Consider the following 22,537-nt stretch of genomic DNA (forward strand, 5'->3'; position numbering starts at 1 on the left):
AAACATGTTACCATTAAACGAATTTGTACAAAAACGTTACAATAAAACTATTGCAGAATGTAGCAATGAAGAGCTTTACCTTGCTCTTCTCAACTACAGCAAACTTGCAAGCAGTCAAAAACCAGTCAACACTGGTAAGAAAAAAGTTTACTACATCTCAGCTGAGTTCTTGATCGGTAAACTCTTGTCAAATAACTTGATTAACCTTGGCCTTTACGACGATGTGAAAAAAGAACTTGCAGCTGCAGGTAAAGACTTAATCGAAGTCGAAGAAGTTGAGTTGGAGCCTTCTCTTGGTAATGGTGGTTTGGGACGTTTGGCAGCCTGTTTTATCGACTCAATCGCTACACTTGGTTTGAATGGTGACGGTGTTGGTTTGAACTACCACTTCGGTCTTTTCCAACAAGTTCTTAAAAACAACCAACAAGAAACGATTCCTAACGCTTGGTTGACAGAGCAGAATTGGTTGGTTCGCTCAAGCCGTAGCTACCAAGTGCCATTCGCACACTTCACATTGACATCTACTCTTTACGATATCGACGTACCTGGTTACAAAACAACTACTAAAAACCGCTTGCGTTTGTTTGACTTGGATTCAGTTGATTCTTCTATCATCGAAGATGGTATCAGCTTTGACAAGACGGATATCGCTCGCAACTTGACTCTTTTCCTTTACCCAGACGACAGCGACAAGCAAGGTGAATTGCTCCGTATCTTCCAACAATACTTCATGGTTTCAAACGGTGCGCAATTGATTATTGACGAAGCAATCGAAAAAGGAAGCAACTTGCATGACCTTGCGGACTACGCAGTTGTACAAATCAACGATACTCACCCATCAATGGTGATCCCTGAATTGATCCGTCTTTTGACTGCACGTGGTATCGAGCTTGATGAAGCAATCTCTATCGTTCGTAGCATGACTGCCTACACTAACCACACAATCCTTGCTGAAGCCCTTGAAAAATGGCCTCTTGAATTCTTGGAAGAAGTGGTTCCTCACTTGGTACCAATCATCAAAGAATTGGACCGTCGTGTGAAAGCAGAATACAAAGACCCAGCTGTTCAAATCATTGATGAAAACGACCGTGTACACATGGCTCACATGGATATCCACTACGGATACAGTGTTAACGGGGTAGCAGCCCTCCACACTGAAATCTTGAAGAACTCTGAGTTGAAAGCATTCTACGACATCTACCCAGAAAAATTCAACAACAAAACAAACGGTATCACATTCCGCCGTTGGCTCATGCATGCCAACCCAAGACTGTCTCACTACTTGGATGAGATTATTGGAGAGGGTTGGCACCATGAAGCGGATGAGCTTGAAAAACTCTTGTCTTACGAAGACAAGACTGCTGTCAAAGAAAAATTGGAAAGCATCAAAGCTCACAACAAGCGCAAATTGGCTCGTCACTTGAAAGAACACCAAGGTGTGGAAATCAATACAAACTCTATCTTTGATATCCAAATCAAACGTCTTCACGAGTACAAACGCCAACAAATGAACGCTTTGTATGTCATTCACAAATACCTTGACATTAAGGCTGGTAACATCCCTGCTCGTCCAATCACAGTATTCTTTGGTGGTAAAGCAGCTCCTGCCTACACAATCGCTCAAGACATCATCCACTTGATCCTTTGCTTGTCAGAAGTGATTGCGAACGACCCAGCAGTAGCTCCACACTTGCAAGTAGTTATGGTTGAAAACTACAACGTTACTGCAGCAAGCTTCCTTATCCCAGCATGTGATATCTCTGAACAAATTTCACTTGCTTCTAAAGAAGCTTCAGGTACTGGTAACATGAAATTCATGTTGAACGGAGCTTTGACTCTTGGTACTATGGACGGTGCTAACGTGGAAATCGCTGAGTTGGTTGGCGACGAAAACATCTACATCTTTGGTGAAGATTCTGAAACTGTTATCGACCTTTATGCAAAAGCAACTTACAAATCAAGCGAATTCTACGCTCGTGAAGCTATCAAACCATTGGTTGACTTCATCGTCAGCGACGCTGTTCTTGCAGTAGGTAAGAAAGAGCGCTTGGAACGTCTTTACAACGAGTTGATCAACAAAGACTGGTTCATGACTCTCCTTGACTTGGAAGACTACATTAAAGTCAAAGAGCAAATGCTTGCTGATTACGAAGACCGCGACGCATGGTTGGATAAAGTCATCGTTAACATTGCCAAAGCAGGATTCTTCTCATCTGACCGTACAATCGCTCAGTACAACGAAGATATCTGGCACTTGAACTAAGATACAAAATTTATACTAATCACTTTGTAAAAAAAAGCGAATTTCAATTGAAATTCGCTTTTTTGAATGATGTGGATTTTAGCCAATCAGGTCTAAAAAGAGATAAATCATAGATACGTTGAAGTTTTAGAAATACTGCTTTTTACTGTATTTCAGTCTCATGATTCTTCGTAGTTGATGGCCTCGTATTTCTTGTATCCGCTTATAATTTGTATTATAATAGCATTGTGGTGAAGAAAGAAGGTGTTTTTATGTGGAAAAAATATTTTTCAAAATATAAATGGACTGATTTATTTTGGATACTATTTGTGGTTTTGTCATCACTCTCGATGGGGAATCGTACTCTTTTTCCACTTACCCATCAAGAAATCTCTTATCATGGGTGCTATTTGGGGATTACACTTGCCTCATTTCACTTATTATTCATTGATAAATTTGTCATTTCGAATCGAAAATAAATGGAGAGGTTAAAATTTTTTTCCACTTTTCGGATAGACAGTTGAAAAATCGCGATTTAAACCCACACCTCAAGAAGAGGTGCGGGTTTTTGTCTTATCTGAAAGTTTTAATTACAGTGCTTTCCCAACTAGAATCTCTGCTTCAATGGTAATCTCTGTCAGTTGGCTCCAGTCAATCTTGGTATGGTCAACGTGAAAGAGTAAGGGCGTCATGGCAAGCAGGGCTTGGCGTTGCTCAGCCGAGATAGGTTTTGTTAAGGAAGCAATCTGACTAGATTGGATACTGAAATGTTCCTGGAAATGTTCTTTGATATCTTGGTTGGAATAATCCTTCTTTGTCAGCTGGTCCTGCACCATTTGACGGATTTCTTTGAGGTGATTTTCAGTTGGGATGACCTTGATCAAAATACCGTCTTTGGATAAAACGCGACGGAATTCCCCATAGTTGGCAGGCGAGAAGATATCAAGCAGGATATCCATGCTGGCGTCTTTTATAGGAAGACGAGCCAGGTCGCCGACAAACCAGTTGACCGCCCAGTTTGGTTCGCTCTTGGCAGCGATTTGAACGGAATCTTTTGAAATATCAAAGGCGTAAAAGGTTTTGTCAGAGTGACTTTCTTGGAGCTTGCGAGAGTAGAAACCTTCGCCACAACCGATATCCAAGACTGTTTTTGCGGATGGATTAGTTATTAGTAAGTCCGAGATACCTTCTAAAATAGCCTGATAAAAACCAGCTTCAAGAATTTGTTGGCGGTTTTGAAAGTTTTCCTTGTCGTAGTTGGCAGATTGCTTGATTTGCGGAGCCAAGTTGACATAGCCAAATTTTGCCAAGTCAAAAGAATGGCGATTGCTACACTTGAGACTGCTCTCTACTAAGGTTAGGTTTTCTTGGCAGATAGGGCAGGCAAAGGCACTAGCAGAAGCAAAGCGCTGGAGTTTTGGTTTGAGGTTTGTATTCATAGTTTTAGTCTAGCAAAAGAGGCAAGCGAAAGCAAGTATAGGAGTATGTAGATATGAGATTCAATAGAAATAAATCCAATTCTTTAATCCATAGAATGGAATTGCTTTTATATCTAAATTGCTATATAATAATGATAAGGAGGAAACGACTATGTTAAAAGAAGTATTAACCGTCGCAAAAGTTGCGAAAAAATCATCTCTCTTCTTAGGAGGGGTAGCATTTGGGACACTTGGCTTGAAAGTCTTGGCAAGTAAAGAAGCTAAAAAAGCCTATTCTAAGGCCTTGGCTAAAGGTTACAAATTGAAAGATGGACTGGATGCATCTGTTTCTGTTGTAAAACAACACGGTGATGATGTTTTACAAGACGCTAAATATTTATACGAACAGGAAAAGAAAGAAGAACAATTAGATAGCCTGACAGGTGAATAATATGTCTTTTAAAGTGCTACACAGAGGATATCAACATATCCGATTATCATCCTCGTTTTCACTGACCTTGGATATTCAAGATTATCTTCGTTCCTTGGCTAGAGATGAAAAAGGGATTGACTCTATTCAGTTTTATATGGATCAACAGCACTTTACTCTACGTATGAAAGAAGGCTTCTCTGTATTAGAAAATGCAGAAGCCTTTTTAAAAAAGATTGATAAGGGGAAAGTTTCTGAGTTGATGACTCTTCCCATTCGTAGAGAAGAGACTGCTTATTCTATCGTTTCAGGCGCAGCGATTAAGCGTGTGCTTTTTCGTAGTTTTGTGCCGTATCCTATTCGCTATATATGGACTTGTTATCAGGCTTTTGGCTATATTAGAGAAGCCTGTCAAACACTAGCGCGTAAGGAACTAACGATGGAAGTCTTGGACTGCTCGGCGATTTTACTGTCCTTGTTCATGAATCAATCCAAGACTGCTAGCAACATCATGTTTATGCTTGATTTGGGGAATCATTTAGATCAGTGGTCCTTGAAAAAAACTGCAACAGATTTAGAACAGAGTCTTCTTGCAAAAGAGAGCGATGTATTCCTAGTACAGGGCGATACGGTTGTTAGTATCAAGAGTTCCGATGTTCAAATAGGAGATGTTTTGGTCTTATCTCAAGGAAATGAAATTCTGTTTGATGGACAAGTAGTTTCAGGTTTAGGTATGGTCAACGAAAGTTCCTTGACGGGAGAGAGTTTTCCAGTTGAAAAAAGAGAGTCTGATTTGGTTTGTGCAAATACAGTATTAGAAACTGGAGAGTTACGCATTCGTGTAACCGATAATCAGATGAACAGCCGGATTTTACAACTGATTGAGTTGATGAAGAAATCTGAAGAAAACAAGAAAACGAAACAACGCTATTTCATCAAAATGGCGGACAAGGTCGTCAAATATAATTTCTTGGGGGCTGGGCTGACTTACCTATTGACAGGTTCTTTTTCTAAGGCTATTTCTTTCCTATTGGTCGATTTCTCCTGCGCTTTGAAAATCTCTACTCCTGTAGCTTATTTGACAGCTATCAAGGAGGGGTTGAACCGTGAAATGGTGATTAAGGATGGAGATGTTTTGGAGAAATATCTGGAAGTTGATACTTTCTTGTTTGATAAGACGGGAACAATCACAACTAGCTATCCGATAGTTGAAAAGGTGTTACCTTTTGGAGACTATAGTGAGGAAGATATTCTCAGAATCAGTGCCTGTCTTGAGGAACACATTTATCATCCTATTGCTAATGCCATCGTCAAGCAAGCTGAGATAGAGGGGATTGAACATGAGGAAATGCATGGGAAACTCCAATATATTGCAAGCAAGGGGATCAAATCTCATATAGATGGCCAACCAGTTCTTATTGGGAATTATGTCTTGATGCAGGATGAGCAGATTCATATCAGTTCAGAACAAAATGCTTTAATTGAAGAGTACAAGAGTCACTACAATCTCTTATTCTTGGCTTATCAGAATGAATTGATTGGAATGTTCTGCATTCATACTCCTTTGAGAAAAGAAGCAAAAACAGCCTTGGATAAACTTAAGGCACAGGGGAAAAAATTGATTCTGGCAACAGGGGACACCTTGGTTAGGACAGAGGAATTAGTCAAAGATTTGCCCTTTGATCAGGTATATACAGACTTGAAACCTGATGGGAAATTTGAGTTAGTAGAGGAACTGCAGAAAGCAGGTCACACTATTTTGATGGTTGGAGATGGATTGAATGACTCAGCGGCTCTAACCCTATCAGATATCGGTGTGGTGATGAATGAGAGTGCAGATATTTCTAAGCAGATGAGTGATATCTTATTGTTAGATAATCGTTTGGATTTCTTCCAAGAGTTGGATTCGCTATCATCATCTTTGCAAACACTCATTAAGAAGAATATTCAAGATACCGTTGTCGTAAATAGTAGTTTGATTGGCTTTGGCTTGTTTAATTGGCTCAGTCCTTCAAACCTCTCTATCCTACATAATCTAACAACCTTACGCATAGTCCTGCGTAGCCTGTCTATTAAGGGATAGGTGGGGACTATTCACAGCAAAAAGGAGTTACCTTTCTCGAGGGTAACTCCTTTGTTTATAGGTAAATGTTTAACAATTTAGTAAGTCAACACAAAGTATTTCTTCTTCCCGCGGCGGATAACAGTGAGTTCGTTTTCTAACTTATCTGCGTCACTCAAGACATAGTCAAGGTCTTGGATACGGTCGCCGTTGACGTAGATAGCTCCGTTTTGGACGTCTTCACGGGCTTGGCGTTTTGAATTCACCACACCAGATGACACGAGGAGTTCCACGATATTGTGGTTTTCGTCTGCTTTTACTTGGTAGTTTGGCACTCCACGAAGTCCTTGTTTGAGTTCTTTGACAGAAAGGTTTTTGATGTTTCCAGCAAAGAGTTGCTCGGTGATGTTGAGGGCTTCCTTGTAGGCTTCTTCGCCGTGAACAAGAGTCACAACTTCACGAGCCAAGACTTTCTGAGCCAAGCGTTCGTGTGGCGCCGCTTCAAATTGTTTTCGGATGTCTTCAATTTCATCCAGTGACAAGAAGGTAAAGATCTTCAAGAAGCGAACAGCGTCAGCATCCATCACGTTCATCCAGAACTGGTACATTTCGTATGGAGAAGTCTTTTCAGGGTTAAGCCAGACTGCATTTCCTTCAGATTTACCAAATTTCTTACCAGTCGCATCTGTAATCAATGGAACAGTTATAACATGACCAGTCTTGTCAGCCTTACGACGAAGCAATTCGGTACCAGCTGTCATATTTCCCCACTGGTCAGAACCACCGATTTGTAGTGTTACGTTGTGCTCTTGGTTAAGGACGTAGAAGTCATATCCTTGCATGATTTGGTAAGCGAACTCAGTGTAAGAAATCCCTGTTTCGATCCGTTTTTTAACAGATTCCTTACTCATCATATAGTTGACAGTGAAGTATTTTCCGACATCACGGAGGAAGTCAATGAAGCTGATGCTGCCAAACCAGTCGTAGTTGTTGACCATGACAGCTTTATTTTCCCCATTTTCAAAGTCAAGAAAACGAGAAAGTTGTCCTTGGATAGACTTGACCCAGCCCTCTACTGTGTCTTTTGTTTGGAGACTACGCTCAGCATCTTTGAAGGACGGATCTCCGATGAGACCTGTAGCACCGCCAACGAGCGCATAAGGTTTGTGACCTGCTAATTGCAAACGACGACTTGTCAAGATTGCGACAAGGTGGCCGAGGTGAAGGCTGTCAGCAGTTGGATCGTAGCCAGTATAATAAGAAACTTGACCTTCTTCTAGGGCTTTACGCAAAGCTTCTTCGTCAGTCGTTTGAAAAATCAAACCACGCTCTTTTAGCTCATCAAAAATGTGCATATGTCTTTTCTCCTTTATAAAATATTGTTTCTACCTATTGTATCACAAACTTGATTAATAGCCTAGTGGAATAGGGAAGAAAGTGGCTATTTTATTGAAAGTTTCCCTTTTATGGTATAATAGAGAAAGCGAGGACATTCATGAAAGAAAGAATTAATGAATTAAAAACAAAAATGCTGCATTTTTTCCAGCAACTAATGCAACGAATTGCAAAATGGAAGAAAAGACTAGCAGAAAAACTAGCTGATAAGAAAACCGGTAAAAAGGGGACCTCTTCTGACAAAGTTGGAAAGGCAGGATCTAATTTTGCTAGGGTTTTGAGTGGGTTTAAAATAGTTTTTAATACTCTCTTTATCCTAGGTTTTATCGGTGGACTGTTTGGTGCTGGGATGGCTATGGGTTATGGGGTTGCTCTATTTGACAAGGCCAAGGTGCCTCAAACAGAGGAATTGGTCAAACAAGTGAAGGACATTCCCTCCATCTCAGAAATTACCTATGCTGATGGGAGTTCCATTGCTTCCATCGAGGGAGATTTGTTACGCACGTCAGTCGCTTCGGATGCTATCTCAGATAATCTCAAAAAGGCTATCATTGCGACAGAGGACGAGCATTTCAATGAGCATAAGGGAGTTGTGCCTAAGGCCGTTATTCGTGCGACTCTGGGAACCTTTGTCGGTTTGGGATCGTCTAGTGGTGGTTCGACCTTGACTCAGCAGGTCATCAAGCAACAAGTAGTGGGGGACGCTCCCACTCTAGCTCGTAAGGCCAAAGAAATTATTGATGCCTTGGCTTTAGAACGGGCTATGGGTAAGGATGAGATTTTAACAACCTACCTCAACATTGCTCCTTTTGGTCGCAATCATAAAGGCCAAAATATTGCAGGTGCTCAGCAGGCCGCAGAGGGAATCTTTGGGGTTAAGGCTTCGGATTTAACGGTCCCTCAAGCAGCCTTTATCGCAGGATTGCCACAGAGCCCAATTAGTTACTCCCCTTATGAATCTGACGGTAGTATGAAGAGCGAGGAAGATTTGGCTCTGGGGATCAAACGGGCTAGAGATGTTCTCTATAATATGTACCGGACAGGGGCTCTAAGTCAGGAAGATTACGACAAGTACAAGAACTATGACTTTAAGCAAGACTTTCTACCATCAGGTAGTGTCAACGGAAGCTCACGCGACTATCTTTACTTTGCAACCTTGGCAGAAGCTACTGACCGGATGTATGACTACCTGATTCAGAGAGATAATGTTTCTGTACAAGAGCAAAAGAATGAATCCATCCAGAAAGCTTATCGTGATTTAGCGACTAAGGAAATTGAAAATGGTGGGTATAAGATTACGACGACTATTAATAAAAATGTTCATGCTGCGATGCAAAATGCGGTTGCGACCTACGGCTATCTGCTAGATGATTCAACAGGCCAGCCTGAGGTGGGGAATGTCCTCATGGACAACCAAACGGGAGCCATTCTTGGCTTTGTTGGTGGCCGTAATTATCAAGAAAATCAGAACAATCACGCTATCGACACCAAGCGTTCTCCAGCTTCAACCACGAAGCCTATATTGGCCTATGGTATCGCTATTGACCAAGGTTTGATGGGAAGTGCAAGTATCTTATCAAACTATCCAACCAACTTTTCAAACGGCAATCCCATCATGTATGTCAATAGTCCTGGTACGGGCATGATGACGTTAGGGGAGGCCCTTAACTACTCATGGAATATCCCAGCCTACTGGACTTATCGTACACTTCGAGAGAAGGGTGTTGATGTTAAAGGCTATATGGAAAAAATGGGTTACGAAATCCCAGAATATGGTATTGAGAGTTTACCGATGGGCGGAGGAATTGACGTTACAGTTGCTCAGCATACTAACGGATATCAGACTCTGGCCAACAACGGAGTTTACCATAAGAAACACATGATCGCGAAGATCGAGTCAACAGATGGTCGAGTGGTTTATGAACATAAAGATAAACCTGTCCAAGTTTACTCAAAAGCGACAGCGACCATCATGCAAAGTTTGCTTCGCGATGTCATTTCATCTCGGATTACCTCAAGTTTCCAGACAGACTTGGCTACCATCAATCCAAGCCTCGCTAGCGCCGACTGGATTGGAAAAACTGGTACAACCAATGAAGATGAAAACATGTGGCTTATGCTTTCTACGCCTCGCTTGACCTTGGGTGGCTGGCTAGGTCACGATGACAACCGACCACTAGCCAAAGGGGCGGGCCACTACCGCAATGCCAACTATATGGCCCACTTGGTTAATGCTATTCAACAAGCAAAACCTGGCATTTGGGGGAATGAGCGCTTTAATCTTGACTCAAGTGTGACCAAGTCACAAGTTCTCAAGTCGACAGGGGAGAAGCCGGGCAAGGTTTCAATTAATGGCAAAGAAGTTAACGTTTCCGGTTCTACCGTAACAAGTTACTGGGCTACGAAAGAAGGGGCGCCAGTAACCGCCTACCGCTTCGCTATTGGAGGAAGCGATGCAGATTATCAGAATGCTTGGAAGAATATTCTAGGAAGCATTCCTGCAGTAACTCCTCCAAGCTCAAGTAGCGGTTCGGGAACAACAAGTTCGAGTGGAAATACTCAGAGTGGCTCTTCAGGACGTTCACGTCTATTTAATCGTTAAGATAGAGTAGCAGCAAGGTTATCTTAATTTTGACCTTGTTGCTACTTTTTTCTTTGTTGGTTTCGTGTTACAATAATAATATGAATCATTATCAGAAAAAGATTGTTAAGGGAACACTATACTCGCTACTCTCAGGCCTAATCTGGGGGATCTGTGGGATTTTAGGAGAGTATTTTTTCACTCATTATCCAGTGTCTTCTGGATGGATTACTTCTATGCGTTTACTGGTAGCGGGGAGTTTGGTTTTAGGCTTATCGGCCCTTCAGTTGCGCACTCGATTATTGGACATCTGGCGTGATAAGAAAAATTATCTACCTTTTTTAGCCTATGCTATTCTAGGTATTTTTTCTGTGCAGTTTTTCTTCTATCTCTGCGTTGAGTATTCCAATGCGACGACGGCGACCATTTTGCAATTTATCAGCCCAGTTTTTATCCTGTTTTACAATCGAATCATTTACCAGAAGAAGGCTTCGATTACAGCGGTGTTCTATGTTTTGATTGCCATGCTAGGTGTTTTTTTGATGGCTACAAAAGGGGACTTGTCCCAGTTGTCCATGACACCTTTGGCTCTAGTGACAGGCTTGCTCAGTGCAGTAGGCGTCATGTTTAATGTCATCTTGCCTCAACGATTTGCCCGCCACTATGGTTTTGTACCCACTGTTGGTTGGGGGATGATTCTGGCAGGACTCTTTAGTAATTTCCTATACCCTATTTATCAGATAAGTTTTCAAGTGGATTTGGTAAGTGTGCTGATTTGTCTGACGATTGCCGTGTTTGGCACCGCTTTTGCCTTCTTCCTATCTATGAAGGCTGTGTCACTCGTTTCCCCGCTGGTTGTATCGGTGGTGAGTGCTAGCGAACCGCTTTCTTCAGCTTTATTAAGTGTTCTTTTTCTGGGATTGGTCATGGATGGTTTTTTGGCCTTGGCTATGGTGTTGATTATCGTTCCGATGATTTTCTTATCTGTAGAAGAAGCAAAACAAGCCCAGTAAAGATGATTATTTGATAGTTAAGGCTTCAAATTTGAAGCCTTTTTTGGTAGAATAGGTATCATTATAACGAACCAGGAGGCGCCTATGACTGCTACAAAAATGAACGCTCAAGAGATTATCCAATTTATCGCCAATGCTGAAAAGAAAACCAGTGTCAAAGTAACCTTTGAGGGAGAACTCGCAACTGCTGTACCAAGCTCTGTTGTCAAACTAGGAAATGTTTTATTCGGAGACTGGAAGGATGTCGCTCCGCTTCTTGAAGGTTTGGTAGAAAATCAAGATTATGTTGTCGAGCAAGATGCTCGTAACTCTGCAGTTCCTTTGCTAGATAAACGTGCTATCAACGCTCGTATCGAGCCAGGTGCGATTATCCGTGACCAAGTTGAAATTGGTGACAATGCTGTTATCATGATGGGAGCAGTTATCAATATCGGAGCAGAAATCGGTGCAGGAACTATGATTGACATGGGGGCTATCCTTGGTGGCCGTGCCATCGTTGGGAAGAACAGCCACGTTGGTGCAGGTGCAGTTTTGGCAGGTGTGATTGAGCCAGCTAGTGCTGATCCAGTCCGTGTCGGGGATAATGTTCTCATCGGAGCTAATGCAGTGGTCATCGAAGGGGTCCAAATCGGTAGTGGTTCAGTCGTTGCCGCAGGAGCTATCGTTACCCAAGATGTCCCAGAAAGTGTAGTGGTAGCAGGTGTTCCAGCTCGTATCATCAAAGAAATTGATGCCCAAACCCAACAAAAAACAGCGTTAGAGGATGCGCTTCGTACCTTGTAATTGTAAAAGTAAAAAAAGAGGCGGAATCCTTTTTCCAGCCTCTTTCTGCTATATCGGAGGATAGATAGATGTTAGATTTGATTCAGACTAGACGAGATTTACACCAGATTCCAGAGATTGGCTTGGAAGAGTTCAAGACTCAGGCTTATTTGCTGGATGTGATTGAGAAATTGACAACGGGCAAGGATTTTGTTCAAGTTCGTACTTGGCGGACAGGGATTTTGGTCTACCTGCAGGGAAGTCAGCCGGAACGAACCATTGGTTGGCGAACAGATATTGATGGCCTGCCTATCGTCGAACAAACAGGACTGCCTTTTGCCTCTCAGCACCAAGGTCGCATGCATGCCTGTGGCCATGATTTTCATATGACTATTGCCTTGGGCTGTCTCGAACGCGCTCTTGAGGAGCAACCCAAGAATAATTTGCTCTTCCTATTTCAGCCTGCTGAGGAGAATGAAGCCGGTGGTATGCTCATGTATGAGGATGGTGCTTTTGGGGACTGGTTGCCAGACCAATTTTATGGCCTCCATGTTCGTCCGGATCTGAAGGTTGGACAGATTGCGACCAATACCCATACGCTCTTTGCGGGGACTTGCGAAGTTAAGATCCGTTTCAAAGGAAAAGGTGGACACGCTGCTTTTCCACATGAGGCCAATGATGCCTTGGTGGCTGCTAGCTACTTTATCACTCAGGTGCAGTCAGTGGTTAGCCGTAATGTCAACCCAATCGAGGGAGCAGTGGTGACCTTTGGTGTTTTTCAAGCTGGAACAACCAACAATGTCATTACAGACACAGCCTTTTTACACGGAACCATTCGGGCTTTGACCCAGGACATGAGCCTTTTGGTACAAAAGAGAGTCAAGACAGTCGCAGAAGGTGTTGCAGTAGCCTTTGATATGGAAGTCGAAGTGGAACTCAAGCAAGGAGGCTACCTACCTGTGGAGAACAATCCAGCCTTGGCGTGTGAACTGATGGACTTCTTTGAAGAAAAAGACGGAATCGAGTTGATCGATATCGAGCCTGCTATGACTGGTGAGGACTTTGGTTATCTCCTTTCGAAGGTAGATGGCGTTATGTTTTGGCTAGGTATCGATAGTCCCTACGCCCTTCATCACCCTCAGATGAGCCCTAAGGAAGAAGCCTTAGCCGTTGGGGTGGAGGCGGTCTCTAGTTTCTTGAAAAAGAAGGCGGCAGAGTAGAGGAATTGTCTATGAAATCGGAATTACGTAAGCAAGTCTTGCAAGAAATGAAGACTCTATCTCAGGAACAAAAACAGGCTATGGACCAAGTTTTAACTGAGCATTTCTTACAACACCCTTTTTACCAAGAAGCTAAGGTCATCGCAACCTATCTCTCCTTCCCTCATGAATTTCAAACGCAAGAATTGATCGAGCAGGCGCTGAAGGACGGCAAGAAGGTTTTGATACCCAAAACCTATCCCCAGGGGCGCATGGAGTTTGTGGTATATGATCCGCAGCAGTTGGTAAAAACTTCCTTTGGTTTACTGGAACCCCAAGGGGACTTGGAAGTAGTGGATACATCTCGGATTGATTTGATTCATGTTCCGGGCTTGGCTTTTACAACAAAGGGCTATCGGATTGGATATGGTGGAGGCTACTACGACCGCTATCTGGAAAATTTTGCTGGGCAGAGCCTGAGTACAATCTATCCTTGTCAGGTTCAGGAGTTTAACTTGGAAGACCATGATATTCCCGTCCAGGAGGTGCTAATCTATGAAGGAAATCTTTGATAAACGCTATCCTGTGACTAGTTTCTTCCTCCTAGTAACGGCATTGGTATTTCTTTTGATGTTGGTTCTTACAGGTTTAAATTTTGAACGAGCAGATACCTTGCTTCAGTTTGGAGCTATGTATGGACCAATCATTCGCCTGTTCCCAGAGCAGATTTGGCGCCTATTTTCGGCTATATTTGTGCATATTGGATGGGAGCATTTCATTGTCAATATGATTTCACTCTACTTTCTTGGACAACAGGTGGAGGAGATTTTCGGCTCTAAGCAATTTTTCCTTCTTTATCTCTTATCAGGAATGATGGGCAATCTCTTTGTTTTTGCTTTCACACCGAAAGTTGTAGCAGCAGGGGCCTCCACTTCTCTTTACGGACTATTTGCTGCGATCATCGTCTTGCGTTACGCAACTCGCAACCCCTATATTCAGCAGTTGGGGCAATCCTATCTGACACTTTTCGTGATAAATATCATTGGAAGTGTTCTGATCCCAGGAATCAGCCTAGCAGGGCATATTGGTGGCGCAGTAGGCGGGGCTTTTCTAGCGATCATCTTTCCAGTCAAATGGGAAAAAAGGATGTATAGTACCAGCCAGCGAATCGGAGCAACTGTACTTTTTATCGCACTAGCCATTTTCCTTTGCTATAAGGGAATGAGCTATGTGTAGGGATGGAATAGTTAAAAAGCTACTCAAAAAATGAGTAGCTTTTTTTGGAACCATTCGAAACAACACAGCTCTAAAACAATGGTAAAGATGAAGATTTCCATTCTCTGGTTTTGGAACCATTCGAAACAACACAGCTCTAAAACTTCAATCATAAGCTGAACATCATCTCTATTGTTTTGGAACCATTCGAAACAACACAGCTCTAAAACACCAGCTCCCTCATTTTCTTCTCAGACTGAGTTTTGGAACCATTCGAAACAACACAGCTCTAAAACTCTGGGTAGGTTTGCTCGAAGAAGAGTTTCGTTTTGGAACCATTCGAAACAACACAGCTCTAAAACAGAAATCAGCGTTCCCGTCAATATTCTGTTGTTTTGGAACCATTCGAAACAACACAGCTCTAAAACGTTACATCGTTAAAACCATACTTGAAATGTGTTTTGGAACCATTCGAAACAACACAGCTCTAAAACGTTACATCGTTAAAACCATACTTGAAATGTGTTTTGGAACCATTCGAAACAACACAGCTCTAAAACTAATGAGTTTTGAAGGACTCAATCTGGCTGGTTTTGGAACCATTCGAAACAACACAGCTCTAAAACTGCTTTGACAATGTCGACCCCTGTTCCTCGGTTTTGGAACCATTCGAAACAACACAGCTCTAAAACAAGCCGATGTCAATGCTAATGTTCAGTTCGGTTTTGGAACCATTCGAAACAACACAGCTCTAAAACATATAAGTCATAATCTCCACATCAGAAGATGTTTTGGAACCATTCGAAACAACACAGCTCTAAAACAAAGTAGCTGACTACATTGTATTCGTTCAAGTTTTGGAACCATTCGAAACAACACAGCTCTAAAACCTTTTATCTGCTTACTTGCACGCTTGCCCTGTTTTGGAACCATTCGAAACAACACAGCTCTAAAACTCAATCAGATTGTTAATATGTACCTTTCACGTTTTGGAACCATTCGAAACAACACAGCTCTAAAACATGCGGGTCATTCTAACCAACTGACTTTTCGTTTTGGAACCATTCGAAACAACACAGCTCTAAAACGATGCAAGCATCTGAAGGATACACTTTCAAGTTTTGGAACCATTCGAAACAACACAGCTCTAAAACATATACGACCTTAACCCCTCTTGTATCTGAGTTTTGGAACCATTCGAAACAACACAGCTCTAAAACTCTTCCAATGCACGTGATTTGATCTCGTTAGTTTTGGAACCATTCGAAACAACACAGCTCTAAAACGCAGGTATTAATATTACTGAAAGAGATTCTGTTTTGGAACCATTCGAAACAACACAGCTCTAAAACCTCCTCTTTTGGATAATCACCATTGGGGTAGTTTTGGAACCATTCGAAACAACACAGCTCTAAAACAATGCAGGGTGTTCAACTGTTGAACCTACAGTTTTGGAACCATTCGAAACAACACAGCTCTAAAACATAAGGGAAGGTTATTTGATTGCAACTATAGTTTTGGAACCATTCGAAACAACACAGCTCTAAAACATGAGCATGAAGTTTAAGACGCAAGACCTTGTTTTGGAACCATTCGAAACAACACAGCTCTAAAACAACGATGGTCATGACTGGTATAAAACCGAAGTTTTGGAACCATTCGAAACAACACAGCTCTAAAACAGATTTACCAGTTCTCTCTGTCTCAGCTGTGTTTTGGAACCATTCGAAACAACACAGCTCTAAAACCTCGTAGAAAAATTTTTCTCACGAAATTTCGTAATCGCGCCATTCGTCCCAGCCAGACTTCAGCTCGTTAGGTTCCAATTGTTACTCTTATTATACCATATTTTCAGGGTTCAAGAAATAGTCTTGATCCATCACATACTGCGGAAAATCATAGACTTTTCGAGGTTCGACAAATAAAACCCTTAGTTGATTGAGTTGGATATACTCTATCAGATTTACCAACTCATCCTTTGATAGATAGGCGATCGCATTGATGAAAACAAGGAGTTTCTTTTTAGAAAGATATTTAAAAACCTGGACAATTTCTAGCATCTTTTCAAAAGGTGTATCACTCAGGGTTTCGACTTTGACACCAAGTGCATCGATTAACTCTAGAATGGTAATTTCATCATACTCTAGGTCTAACTCGTTTTCCAAACACTCAAATGCCAGTAATTCTGTAATCGTAGCAACCAACTTTTCAATCATGGACTTGACTTCGGGCTTGTCATTGAGTTGATTTTCTAAATCAGCATGTATCAACTTGAGCATGGCAGGCGAGTTGAGATTATAGCCCAAGATATCCGTTATCACTAGTAACTCGGACTCTTTCAGTGCTTTTAGATTTCTATCAAACAACTTCAACTCCCCATCATCAGTATATTGGTAGAACTGCTTGACGATAGTTGAAAAGGTAAACTGGTCTTCCAACACTAAAAAAGTTGCATTTTCAATAGTTAATGGTTCATCTAATAGCGGGAAATTAATCTTCATCTCGAGGCTCCTCTCCTAGAAAGACCAAGCGTGCGTCGGAGTTTGCTACGCTGGTATTTCGCTCGCCATTTAAGTAAATCATGCGAGAAAACTGCTTTTCTGTAACGGTTAAGAGAGTAATGTTTCCTTTCTTAGGGTTATGAGTCTTGAGTCGCTCAATCATGGCGTTATTAGCAGAGTTGTTGAGCAAGAGCTTGCTATAGATGGAGAATTGGTGCATGATAAAACCCTCATCTATGAGGAACTTCCGAAATTTCCGATAGGCCTTGCGTTCCTCTACGGTATCAACTGGCATATCAAACATTAAAATCATACGCATATATCGATAACTCATATCCTAAACTCAGGAACTCCTTTCTCGGGTTGATTGAGAGCTTGGATGACTTTCTTAGTATAGTCGCTGACGATATTGGACAGGTACATATCTTTACCATTGTAGTGAAAGGTATTTGAGAAAATAGTAAAAAGCTCTCGTTTGATTTTGATAAAAGAACTGTTTCGATTTTCATAGACAATTCTGTCAATAATCGGACGGAAAGGCTCCATAATATCGCTGGCTAGGTTGAATTGATTAAACTGATTAGCATGTTTCAAGCCAAACTGGGTCATACAGCCAGACAAGACAATCTCACGCGCAAACATACTCAAAATCAAGGTGTAGCCGTAGTCTAAGGCAGCATTGACATCATTGTCTTGTTCACGGCTAAAATCATTTCCAAACAAGGTGTTAAAATAAATCCGAGCAGCGTGTCCCTCACGGTTGCTAGGATCAAATAAATCCAACCCATGATAGAGATCGATGACTGACTGAGATTTTTCTAGAAAACCACAACTCCCCAGATAAAAAGCTTGATTGAGAATTTTTTGTGCAATAATGGTGGTCCAAACTTGTGCTTTAGCTTCCTCGCTCCAAGTAATTTGGCGAGAGAGTTGTAAACTGGAATCGTGCCGACCGTAGTAAGGCATTAAATATGCTGTCGGCAAGCGTTTATCATCACAAAAGATGACTAGAATATTTTCATCCACCAAACGTTTAATCAGCATAGTGGAGAGAACGATATCCGTCGTCTCTAAAAGTAGGATGTCCACCTCGGACAGGTGAATCAACTCTGTCCGAGAGGCATCTTTAAAAATCAAGTGGTTGTTCTTGTAGGAGAGCTTAGAGTGTGTATTGACAACAACGGTTCTCCATCCCATTAGTCTTCTCCTAGTTTGCTCAAGTCAATCCGAGTCTCGTAGAGACCAGTGATGGATTGGTGGATGAGGGTGGCATCAAGCATTTTTCTATCCGGCTTTGGACGCATTCTTGGTACTGTGTATTTATCATTAAAGAAATTAATGATATCTTTTGGAGCACCACTCTTTACAAAACTAAACATTTTTATAAAATTATCATAATAATAACGAATTGTCTCCTCGTTATTGTCAATTTGTTTGATCGGTCTTTCATTATATCCATTAATGAGAGTTTGCAATGACTTAGTTTCACCTAACATTTTTTGTGAATAATTTGATAAACGATCCGCAATATTATCAAACTCATTCTGATGAGTCTGTATAAAATTTTGGCTTTCCTTTATTGCGCTTTCAGATTTTAAATCCATCAAATTCGATTTAGTCAAAAGTCGCTTCATATGGAAAAATAATTCATTTTGAGTTTTTGTTAATTTAAATTGGGTAACTTTATGAAGGTTTGACTTGCTTTCAAATAGCATCCTTGTTCCATCAATTTTCTGCATTAGTGAATATTTTGAAATTCTATAGAAGGCTAGAACACGGTTTAGATCATTCTTTTTAAGAAAACCTTCTTCTGAAACATTATTTAAGAATTGAAATGGATTATTATTAAATTTTTCATAATCAATTATAAAAATGTCATGGAATTCTTTTACAGTTTCTATTTTACCTTTCTTTTCATTAAACCGTTCTGCAATTATGATAATAGATAAGGCAGAATTCATTGGTCCATAACCTCCGTATATGGAGGTATCTAAAGAAGAAACTTTTGTTTTTAGTGGATAGCGATTATTAGCAGCAATTTGTTTATTCAATTTTCCAACAGGATTTTGATTATAAAATGCTCCTTTTTTAATCATTGTTCGTTTGACAAAGTTGATTTGAGAGTTGTAGATGACATCTTTTACGATTGGCAAATCCCTATTACAATCCCAAATATCTTTACTAACTTTGGAATCTGGATTATTAAAGAATCTCATGATGTTAGAATAGAGATGCTTTCTTAACGTTGCTTTATTCTCCTCATGCCGATTAAAGTGAGCATGGTGGCCATATATTAACTCAGGAGCTAATTTGGGATAGGCTTTAAGAAGAGTTTGTCCTACAACAACAGCTAGATAAGCATCGTGAGCATGGTGATAATCATTCAATTCACGTATTTTGGCAATATGAAAGGTGTTTCTAAAATTGGTAACTAGTTGAGATTTTAAAGTAATGATTTTGGTGTCTGAAAAACGATTGTCTAGTATGCGAGCAACATGCTTTATAATTTGTCGTGTTTCGACTAATTGACGTTCAATAAAGCCAGCTTTCATGCTCTCGGTCAGAACACCATCAGGAGTTCGTTCACTAGTAGTTAATCTTTGATATTTCGTTTGAGAAATTAGCTTGGCATTATATAATTTCTCCCAGAAAGGTTTCATATTAGCAACCGTCTCTTTGTCTGGTATATTATTCAACTTTCTTTGATTGTTTTCCCTATGCGTTAATACTTTATTATCAATCGAATCAATTGGTAAAAAACTATAGGGGATAATATGGTCGACTTCGTATTGATCTAGCTGGTCTCGGTATAAGGGAGTAGGACTTCCAGTTTTATCTAAGGAATACATGTCCTTCCCATTTTGAAGATAATATAAATATAATTTTTCAGATTGTAGTTGTTCATCTGAATGAGGAACTTTTCCACTTTCTAATACACTATCTTCAATATTTTTTAATGCAGACTCTAATTTAGATTTACGAGTTTTTGCCTTTTTTTGCCCCTCTTCGGTGGTCATATTTTCACGAGCCATTTCAATGATGATATTTTGGGGTGGATATCCTATAATCTGAACCAGCTCATCAACAATTTTAATACTATTCAAGATTCCTCGTTTGATAGCTGGACTACCAGCCAAATTTTTAATTTCTTCAAATACATCATCTTCAACAGTTGATTTAGATTGAATGGCTTTGATAGCAGAATCAAAGGATAAAGTGGTATCAGATATTAGCTGAGTTAAATTACGATTTTCATCATCATTTCGAAGGAACTGCATTAAATTAAAACCAGTATCCTCGTCTCGGATGCCTAATAATAACTTACCTGAATAACGTCCCCAGCCAGTATAGCGTAATTTCGAGAGTTGATTAATTTTCTCTTCATTTAAAAATTCAAGATGCCCAAAATATTTTGTAAGGTAGTTTTTAATAGATTTTTTATCATCAAAAACGGTAATAACTTTGATAATCTCTTCTAACTCTTTTTGATAGATTTCAGAATCTAGCAATTCTTCTGAAAAAATGGTTTTTAAATCATTATATGTTTTTAAAGTAGAATTAAGAGATTTTCCTTTTTCAATACCCGAAACAATTTCAACCGCTTGTAAATTTGTGAAATTCTCCAAGTAAGAAAGGAGCATTGCAGAACTAACACGTTTACTATTCGTTTTAAATAAATTATTGATTATTTCTTGTCGGAGCTCAGAATTGAAAAAGTGAATTTTCCCATATTTGTCTTTATACTTGACCCGAGTTAATTCATTTTGGAGCATGACTTCTTCATAGATTAAACTACGTTTTGGTAAAACTTTTTCATTTAAGAGAATAATATCATTTCCTATTAGATTGATGATGAATGCATCTCTAGTTTCATCCATATTTATCAGTTTATGATAGTTCCAAGGACGTATTTTACCATTTCTAGTATCTTCATCATTATCATCTAAAACATCTTGGCTAGTCGTTCGTTTAATCCAAGCAAATCTACTATTATTTCCTTTTGCCAGAGGACCAACATAATAAGGGATTTTAAATGTCAAGATAGATAGTAATTTATCTTTGTTTTCTAGTAGAAAAGGATAATCTCTTCCTTGTCTTTCTATAATCTTTTCTAGTTCATAAGCGTGAATTTGATTAGGAATTGCTCCATTATCAGTTGTACGGAGTTTTCTTAAAAATGTTCCATCTGATATTTTATTAAGAAAACATTCTGCCCCTTCAATACCAGTTATTTTCCCACTGATATAGTCATAAAAATTTTGTTGTATTGTTTTTTGTTTCTGTGGATTAGTTAATACCATCTTATTAGATATATATCCAACATATCCCTTTGTTTCTTTATCTACATCAAATCCAGTTGGTGTTTTTCTGCCAAAAATATCTAAATAATCTTGTTCAGATAGATTTTGTTTGACAAAAGATTTGAAACGTTGCAAATCTTTACGGTGTTCCTCGTATCGCTCGACCATAGTAGCAGAAAAGCGAGCATGAGTTGCTCCAGTGTAGGTTAGCATACTAGATAGGAGTATCGTATCACGTAAAATTTTTAGTTTAGCAAATACATCGGAAAAGTCTTCTTCTAATGCACCAAGAAGATTTTCTAGATTTTCATCATAGTTTTCTTTGGAGAAATTAAGATCAGGTTCTTCCTCTAATTCAAAACAATCTTTAAATTTCGTTTTTAAACCAAATAGCAACTGCAATAGTTGTTTGAAAATACTCTTATCTTTTTTTAGAAGCTCTTGTTGGAAATAGGATAGTATTTGTTTAACTTTTTCTTGTCTGTTCTCGCTTGACTTAAATATAGCTGCTATGGTTTTAGATTCATCAGAAATTTCCAAATCAAAAGCGTCTTGACAAGATTCAATGAAATCAATCCAAGAGTTTTGCATATTGATATTGTTAGGGTCAATTTTACCTAATGTTAGAAAGTGGCCTCTATATTTTAAAATGTGAGATAAGACCATATATACTTCACGAATATCAGCAACGGGAGAATTTTTATCTGCATCAGCTAAGTGTTTTCGTAAATGATAAATCGTAGGGTACTTCTTGTGATAGGCAGTTTCTAATTCTTTATTACCAAAAAATGGCTGTTTTATTTGTATGTCCTCACTCTTATCACCAAGCACTCTAAAACTTTCGTCTAATCTACGATAAAAATTTTTATCGATTTTTTCAATCTCTTTTTGAAAAATATCTCGTAAATACGCTATTCTATGATTCCTTCTATCAATTCTACGCCGATTAACACGAAATACTCGAGTTCCTTGAGCTGATTGGGCAGGCACAAAGGTGGTAGATCCGATTAAATTCTTCTTTATTTTTTCTTTTTCTGTATTGCCTAAAACTTTAAATTTAAAAGCAGGCACTCGATAATCTTCAGTCACAACGGCATAACCGACGGATGATACACCTATATCTAAGCCGATTGAATAATTTTTATTAAATTTTGCCATAAAACTACTCCTTATCTTGATTTTTGATTTTATTTTTTGTATAATATCTGTGTTGGAACTATTCGAAACAACACAGCCAAAAGATTTTTCTTTTGAGTTAAAATATGGTTATCCATAATCAATTATGCGCGCCGATTCGGTGCTTTTTATTTTATTATACTAACTCATTGTACTCCTATTTTTATAAAAAAACAAATAATATCATAGCGCTTTCATGAAGTTTGAGACCGTTTCGATGGAGTTTATAAGTAAGTGAACTG

General features: G+C 39.7%; 16 protein-coding genes and 1 CRISPR repeat array. Of the genes, 10 read left to right on the forward strand and 6 right to left on the reverse strand.

Going from position 1 to position 22,537, the window contains the following annotated elements; genetic code table 11:
- Positions 1-4 precede the first annotated feature (4 nt).
- Both glgP and HMPREF9189_RS12615 read left to right on the forward strand, forming a co-directional pair.
- Positions 5-2,263 carry a glycogen/starch/alpha-glucan family phosphorylase gene (gene glgP, locus HMPREF9189_RS11375; protein ID WP_000937155.1) on the forward strand — a complete coding sequence of 753 codons (2,259 nt, stop codon included), beginning with the start codon at positions 5-7 and terminating at the stop codon, positions 2,261-2,263.
- Positions 2,264-2,514: 251 nt separating this feature from the next.
- Positions 2,515-2,721 carry a hypothetical protein gene (locus HMPREF9189_RS12615; protein WP_009013759.1) on the forward strand — a complete coding sequence of 69 codons (207 nt, stop codon included), beginning with the start codon at positions 2,515-2,517 and terminating at the stop codon, positions 2,719-2,721.
- A gap of 111 nt (positions 2,722-2,832) precedes the next feature.
- Here the strand turns inward: HMPREF9189_RS12615 and HMPREF9189_RS11385 are convergent, their stop codons facing one another.
- Positions 2,833-3,681 carry a putative RNA methyltransferase gene (locus HMPREF9189_RS11385; protein ID WP_001095502.1) on the reverse strand — a complete coding sequence of 283 codons (849 nt, stop codon included), beginning with the start codon at positions 3,679-3,681 and terminating at the stop codon, positions 2,833-2,835.
- A gap of 151 nt (positions 3,682-3,832) precedes the next feature.
- On the opposite strand from HMPREF9189_RS11385, the gene HMPREF9189_RS11390 reads away from it, so the two are divergent.
- Positions 3,833-4,111, forward strand: a complete 279-nt coding sequence (locus tag HMPREF9189_RS11390; protein ID WP_000910912.1) for a DUF6110 family protein — start codon at positions 3,833-3,835, stop codon at positions 4,109-4,111.
- A 1-nt stretch (position 4,112) separates the two neighbouring features.
- A complete protein-coding gene (locus HMPREF9189_RS11395) occupies positions 4,113-6,173 on the forward strand; it encodes a heavy metal translocating P-type ATPase (protein WP_000008763.1) in 2,061 nt (686 codons plus the stop codon).
- A gap of 77 nt (positions 6,174-6,250) precedes the next feature.
- On the opposite strand, the gene tyrS is transcribed toward HMPREF9189_RS11395, so the two are convergent.
- Positions 6,251-7,507: a tyrosine--tRNA ligase gene (gene tyrS, locus HMPREF9189_RS11400; protein ID WP_000546905.1), complete on the reverse strand. Its 1,257-nt coding sequence runs from the start codon at positions 7,505-7,507 to the stop codon at positions 6,251-6,253.
- Between the two features lie 140 nt (positions 7,508-7,647).
- Between tyrS and pbp1b the strand changes: the two genes are divergently transcribed.
- From pbp1b to HMPREF9189_RS11430, 6 genes are all read left to right on the forward strand, one after another.
- Complete coding sequence (gene pbp1b, locus HMPREF9189_RS11405; protein WP_000664431.1) at positions 7,648-10,149, forward strand: penicillin-binding protein PBP1B; 2,502 nt, start codon at positions 7,648-7,650, stop codon at positions 10,147-10,149.
- Positions 10,150-10,229: 80 nt separating this feature from the next.
- Positions 10,230-11,141, forward strand: coding sequence for a DMT family transporter (locus tag HMPREF9189_RS11410; RefSeq protein ID WP_009755499.1), 912 nt, complete (start codon positions 10,230-10,232; stop codon positions 11,139-11,141).
- Between the two features lie 84 nt (positions 11,142-11,225).
- On the forward strand, positions 11,226-11,924 hold the full coding sequence (gene dapD / locus HMPREF9189_RS11415) for a 2,3,4,5-tetrahydropyridine-2,6-dicarboxylate N-acetyltransferase (protein ID WP_000127446.1): 699 nt from the start codon (positions 11,226-11,228) through the stop codon (positions 11,922-11,924).
- 68 nt (positions 11,925-11,992) lie between these two features.
- On the forward strand, positions 11,993-13,123 hold the full coding sequence (locus HMPREF9189_RS11420) for an N-acetyldiaminopimelate deacetylase (RefSeq protein ID WP_000886117.1): 1,131 nt from the start codon (positions 11,993-11,995) through the stop codon (positions 13,121-13,123).
- Positions 13,124-13,134: 11 nt separating this feature from the next.
- Entirely contained in the window at positions 13,135-13,674 is a 540-nt protein-coding gene (locus tag HMPREF9189_RS11425) for a 5-formyltetrahydrofolate cyclo-ligase (protein ID WP_000834341.1), read from the forward strand.
- A complete protein-coding gene (locus tag HMPREF9189_RS11430; protein ID WP_000658472.1) occupies positions 13,658-14,338 on the forward strand; it encodes a rhomboid family intramembrane serine protease in 681 nt (226 codons plus the stop codon). Before HMPREF9189_RS11425 ends, HMPREF9189_RS11430 begins: the two co-directional genes overlap by 17 nt.
- 41 nt (positions 14,339-14,379) lie before the next feature.
- Positions 14,380-16,066: a CRISPR direct-repeat array (repeat unit 36 nt; unit sequence GTTTTGGAACCATTCGAAACAACACAGCTCTAAAAC).
- A gap of 89 nt (positions 16,067-16,155) precedes the next feature.
- Here the strand turns inward: HMPREF9189_RS11430 and csn2 are convergent.
- The 4 genes from csn2 to cas9 are packed head-to-tail and all read right to left on the reverse strand — an operon-like array spanning position 16,156 to position 22,277.
- Positions 16,156-16,818 carry a type II-A CRISPR-associated protein Csn2 gene (gene csn2, locus HMPREF9189_RS11435; RefSeq protein ID WP_000700137.1) on the reverse strand — a complete coding sequence of 221 codons (663 nt, stop codon included), beginning with the start codon at positions 16,816-16,818 and terminating at the stop codon, positions 16,156-16,158.
- Positions 16,808-17,152 (reverse strand): CRISPR-associated endonuclease Cas2, encoded by a 345-nt coding sequence (cas2, locus tag HMPREF9189_RS11440; RefSeq protein ID WP_002876413.1) that lies wholly within the window; start codon positions 17,150-17,152, stop codon positions 16,808-16,810. Before cas2 ends, csn2 begins: the two co-directional genes overlap by 11 nt.
- Positions 17,149-18,015 carry a type II CRISPR-associated endonuclease Cas1 gene (cas1, locus tag HMPREF9189_RS11445; protein WP_000539862.1) on the reverse strand — a complete coding sequence of 289 codons (867 nt, stop codon included), beginning with the start codon at positions 18,013-18,015 and terminating at the stop codon, positions 17,149-17,151. Before cas1 ends, cas2 begins: the two co-directional genes overlap by 4 nt.
- Positions 18,015-22,277 (reverse strand): type II CRISPR RNA-guided endonuclease Cas9, encoded by a 4,263-nt coding sequence (gene cas9, locus HMPREF9189_RS11450; RefSeq protein WP_001051464.1) that lies wholly within the window; start codon positions 22,275-22,277, stop codon positions 18,015-18,017. Before cas9 ends, cas1 begins: the two co-directional genes overlap by 1 nt.
- Positions 22,278-22,537: the final 260 nt, after the last annotated feature.

Origin of the sequence: Streptococcus sp. oral taxon 071 str. 73H25AP, assembly GCF_000146755.1 — a bacterium.
Classification (GTDB): domain Bacteria; phylum Bacillota; class Bacilli; order Lactobacillales; family Streptococcaceae; genus Streptococcus; species Streptococcus oralis_T.